General features: G+C 76.5%; 3 protein-coding genes and 1 pseudogene. 1 reads left to right on the top strand and 3 read right to left on the bottom strand.

Annotated features, from left to right (window positions below; translation table 11 throughout):
• From AC0CYZ_RS00895 to mftF, 3 genes and pseudogenes are all read right to left on the bottom strand, one after another.
• Positions 1-127 (bottom strand): annotated as a pseudogene (locus AC0CYZ_RS00895) ((2Fe-2S)-binding protein); the annotation flags it as partial.
• A gap of 385 nt (positions 128-512) precedes the next feature.
• Positions 513-1,160, bottom strand: a complete 648-nt coding sequence (locus AC0CYZ_RS00890) for an MOSC domain-containing protein (protein WP_472211186.1) — start codon at positions 1,158-1,160, stop codon at positions 513-515.
• On the bottom strand, positions 1,153-2,601 hold the full coding sequence (mftF, locus tag AC0CYZ_RS00885; RefSeq protein ID WP_472211183.1) for a mycofactocin biosynthesis glycosyltransferase MftF: 1,449 nt from the start codon (positions 2,599-2,601) through the stop codon (positions 1,153-1,155). The genes AC0CYZ_RS00890 and mftF overlap by 8 nt, the downstream gene beginning before the upstream one ends.
• A 147-nt stretch (positions 2,602-2,748) precedes the next feature.
• On the opposite strand from mftF, the gene AC0CYZ_RS00880 reads away from it, so the two are divergent.
• The coding region (locus tag AC0CYZ_RS00880; protein ID WP_472211180.1) for an adenylate/guanylate cyclase domain-containing protein at positions 2,749-4,317 on the top strand (1,569 nt) is incomplete at its 3' end.

The following is a 4,317-nucleotide window of genomic DNA, read 5'->3' as shown; positions in this document are numbered from 1 at the left end:
TGGTGTCGCAGCCGATCACCGTGCCGGTCTTGCCGAGACGTTCCCTCAGGTACTGCACGAGCAGCATGCGGGGCTCGACGTCGTCCTCGTAGACGAGGCCGTCGACGGTGGTCCGGATGCGTGCCATGGATTCACTCCTCTTACACGCCCAAGCCCGCTGTCCGCGGAACTCCCCAGGCGAGCACGTCGTCGTGGTGGTGGGACCGTCGTGACGGACGAGGACGAATCACCCGTCCGACGCGACGACGCCCCCACGCCCGTCAGCGTGGTGGCGGCCACATCACACTCCCGAGATCGTCTGTGCGCAACGCCCGGCCGGGGTGCGTCCGGGGTGCTTTCCGCGCTGGTCCGGACGCGAGTCCGCTCCTGATCCGAAGATGCGGACACCCAACCAGAGATGACACCGCAGCTGCGTCGTCCGGACGACCGTGACCGGACGGACACACTATGGAGTCGTTCAAAATGGGGCGGCCCGGGCAGCAATTCCTCCCCTCCGATCGGAGAGGTGAGCCTCACCCGGCCTTCACCCCTCGCTCGTGCACCCAGTGGGCGTACGCGGGCGGCAGTTCGGGGGCGTCCAGGAGGCGCGCCGCCCGCTCCCGCTCGTGGTGGTAGACGGTGAAGACCTCGGCCAGCGTGACCCCGTGGGCCGGCCGGTGCAGGACCTCGACGGCGTCGCCCGCGGTGACGTGACCCCGGGTCACGACGCGCAGGTACGCCCCGGGGCGCACGGCGGTCAGGAAGCGGCGCGGCATCGTCCGGTCCCCGGAGTGCAGGCCGAGCTTGAAGCACGGGGTGCGCGGCTGCGCGACCTCGAACTCCGCCGACCCGATCCGCCAGCGCTCACCGACGACCGTCGCGCGCAGGTCGACACCCGCGGTGGTGAGGTTCTGCCCGAAGGTCTGTCGGTCGACCTCCCGGCCCAGCTCCTCGCGCCACCACGCCACGTCCTCCTCGGCGTAGACGTAGACCGCCTTGTGCGGGCCGCCGTGGCTCTCGGGGTCGGCCTGCTCGTCGCCCTCGAGGTGCTCGTCGAGGACCGCGACGGGGCCGTCCACGGCCGTCTTGGCGCTGGCCGTGAGGGTGCGTCGGCCCCTCGGTCCCTCGATCTCGACCGGGCGCCCGACGGCGACCGACCGGACCACGGCGTGCTCAGCCATCGGGTCCCTTCCCGGAGAGGTCCGGCCACAGGGGTGCGGCCGTGCGGTGGCGCCACGCGCCCCACCACAGGCCCGCCCCGTAGGCGAGGTCGTCGGCGCGGTGGGCGGCGACGTGCAGGACGGCGTCGACCGGGCCGGCACCGGGGTCGCGGAAGCGCGACCAGTCGGCGACCCCCTCGACGACGGCGGCGAGCACCAGCGCGCGCCGCACGCGCCTGCTCACGATGGCACCGAGCGCGGCCGCGGGCCACCAGTGCCGGGTGAGCGCGCCCGCCGCCTGCCACGCAGCGCCCCCGAGGCCCCAGGGCGCGAGGACCGCGGCGAGGGGGAGCGAGCCCGCCCACGACTCGCCCGGACGGCGCAGACCACGCGCCAGCCGCACCGTGGCCACCACCGTCACCGCGCCCGCCGCCGCCACCGACCACCGCCGCTGCACGCCCAGCAGCACCATCGCGGCCGCGGTCCACGGGGCCAGCGCCACCGGCGGCACGCGTCGGGGGTGCTGCCGGGCGAGCGGGGCCGCGCCGGTGCCGTAGAACGCCTTGCGCGCCAGCCACGCCCGCACACCGGTCCGGTGCTCGTGGGCGACCCGCGCGGCCGGCTCGTAGCGCAGCCGCCACCCCGCGGCCGCCAGCCGCCACACCAGGTCGACGTCCTCGGCCACCGGCATGTCCTCGCGGAAGCCGTCCCCGAAGGCCTCCCGCCGCACCACGAGCGCCGCGCTCGGCACGTACGCCACCCGCGAGCGGGCCGTCACGGGGGCCGGTCGCGCGCCGAGGTCCAGCGACGAGCGCCGCCGCTCGTAGCGGCTCACGGCGTGCTCGCCCCCCGTGCCGCCCCACGCCACGATCCGGGGGGCCACGGCGCCCACGGCCGGGTCGGCGAGGTGCCCGAGCAGCGTCGACAGCCAGCCGGACCCGGGCACGACGTCGGAGTCGAGGAACGCCACGACGGGCGTCGTGCTCGCCCGGGCCCCGGTGTTGCGGGCCGCGGCGGGTCCGCGCGACGACGGGTGCCGCTCCAGCCGGCCGCCGTGGGCGGCCACGATCCGTCCGGTCGCGGCGGCGTCGGCCGACCCGTCGTCGACGACGACGATCCCACCCAGGCCCGGTGCGGTCGCGACGACCGCCGCGAGCAGCCGCGCCAGCTCGGCCGGCCGGTCCCGGACCGGGACGACGACGGTGACCTCACCCGGACCGGGCGGAGCCGGGGCGCGGGCCGGGTCGGGGTGGGCGACGCCCGCGTCGCCGAGCAGCCGGGCGAGCGCCGCCGTCGTCGCGTCGGTCACGACGAGCTCGGGGCCGGTCAGCCGGGAGCGCGCCGCGGCGGAGAGCCGCAGCACCCGCGGGGGCGACCCGCCGATCCACGTCGCGCCGCGGTCGACCCGCCACGTCCGGGGGTCGGGCCGCACGGTCCAGCCGTCGGGGAGGCGGGGTGTCATGACGGGGCCGGAGTCTAGGAGCTGGGCGGGCTGCGGGCTGTGACGAGATCGTGAGGCACTGCTACCCCAAATGGCCTAACATCGCCGTCCGAAGCACCCAGCGCGACCGCGCGCGGATCGACGCCGACGCCGACGCCGAGGAGGACCGTGCCGAGCGAGGAGCCGGACGCGATCACCGCCGGGCCGTCCTGGACCGCCCGCGTGCGGGAGCAGACCCGACGGCCGGAGGACCTGGTCGGCCGGACCCGCTGGCTGTTCACCCTGTGCTCCGCCGCCGGGCTGGTCTTCGCGCTGGTCGTGATCACCGTCCGGGGCGGCCTCGGCGTGCTGCCGCTCGTGCTGGTCGCCGGCGCCGTCATCGCGACCTCGTGGGCCCGCCGCTACCTGACCGGGCGCACGTCGCCGGTCTGGGATCTCGTGGACTGCGTCGCGGTCCTCGTGCTCGCCGCGGCCTCCCCCGACCCCGCCGCCGCGCTGCAGATCACCTTCCCGGGCACCTGGTTCCGCGCGGTGTACGGCGCCTCCACCGCGCGGGCCCTGCTCTACACCGCCGGGCTCCTCTGGGCGGTCGTCGCCGCGGTGCCGGTGCGGCTCGCGCTCGAGGCGCCCGTCCCGATCGGCACCCTGGTGATCGTCTTCGGCACGATGCCGGTCGCCCTGTTGACGACGGTCGTGGCCCACCACCTCACGGTCGGGCTGATCAGCCGGGAGCAGGCGCAGCGCCGGGACGCGGCCCTCGCCCGGTACTCGGCCGACCTGCTCGGACCCGACCTCCTCGGGACGGGCGACCGCGGCGCCATCCGCGACCGTGGCTGGCTCGCCGTCGAGACGATCTGCGCGGCGACCCCGGGACTGTGTGCCCTCGTCGTCGTCGAGCGGCCGGACCGGCTGGAGGTCACGCGCCGGGCCGGCCCGCTCACCGACGCGCCGGCCGCCCTGCCGCTCGCGGTGCTCCCGACCTCTCCCCCTCCCGTGGGCGGGTCGGGCCCGGTCGCCGACGCGACGGCGCTGGCCCGCCACGGACCCGCACGGTGGCTGGTCCTGGCCATGCCCGGACGGCCCGACTCCTGGCTGCTGCTGGGGGCCCCGCGGGAGGTCCCGTCGGACGCCGTCGTCGCCCTGACCTCGCTGCTCGCGACGACCGCGCTCGCCGTCCGGACCAGCCTCGCCCACCGCAGCCTCGCGACCCGCGCCCACACCGACGAGCTGTCCGGGCTGGCCAACCGGACCGCCTTCTTCACCGCGCTCACCGAGCGGCTGGCCCGGCGGGGGCGCGCCGGCGCCGAGGAGATCGGCGAGGTGGTCAACGGCGCCTTCGACCACCTGCTCGGCGCTGCGTACCGGTACGGCGCAGGGCTGGTCAAGTGGGGTGGGGACGCCGTCCTGCTGTTCTTCGACGGCGAGGGCCACGCGGCCCGGGCCTGCCGCGCGGCGCGCGAGATGCAGGGCGTCATGCGCAAGGTGGGGAGGGTCCGGACCTCGGCTGGGCCGGCCAGCCTGCGGGTGACCGTCGGCATCCACAGCGACGGCTTCGATGCCTTCCTGGTCGGCGCCCGGCACCTCGAGCTGGTGCTCGCCGGTCCCGCGGTGACCACCCTGGTGGCGACCGAGACGGTGGCTGCGGCCGGCCAGGTGACGGTCAGCGCGGCGACCGCGCGCCTGCTCGGCGACTCCGCCGCCCAGCTGCTGCGCCCGGTTGCGGACGGGGTGCAGCTG

It is taken from the genome of Actinomycetospora sp. (assembly GCF_055612215.1).
Note: the sequence above shows the minus strand (reverse complement) of the source record. Positions and strands in the feature narration are given on the sequence as shown.

Coding starts and splice junctions, on each gene's coding strand:
- mftF (WP_472211183.1), bottom strand. CDS start 2,601: ATGACACCCCGCCTCCCCGACGGCTGGACCGTGCGGCCCGACCCCCGG.
- AC0CYZ_RS00890 (WP_472211186.1), bottom strand. CDS start 1,160: ATGGCTGAGCACGCCGTGGTCCGGTCGGTCGCCGTCGGGCGCCCGGTC.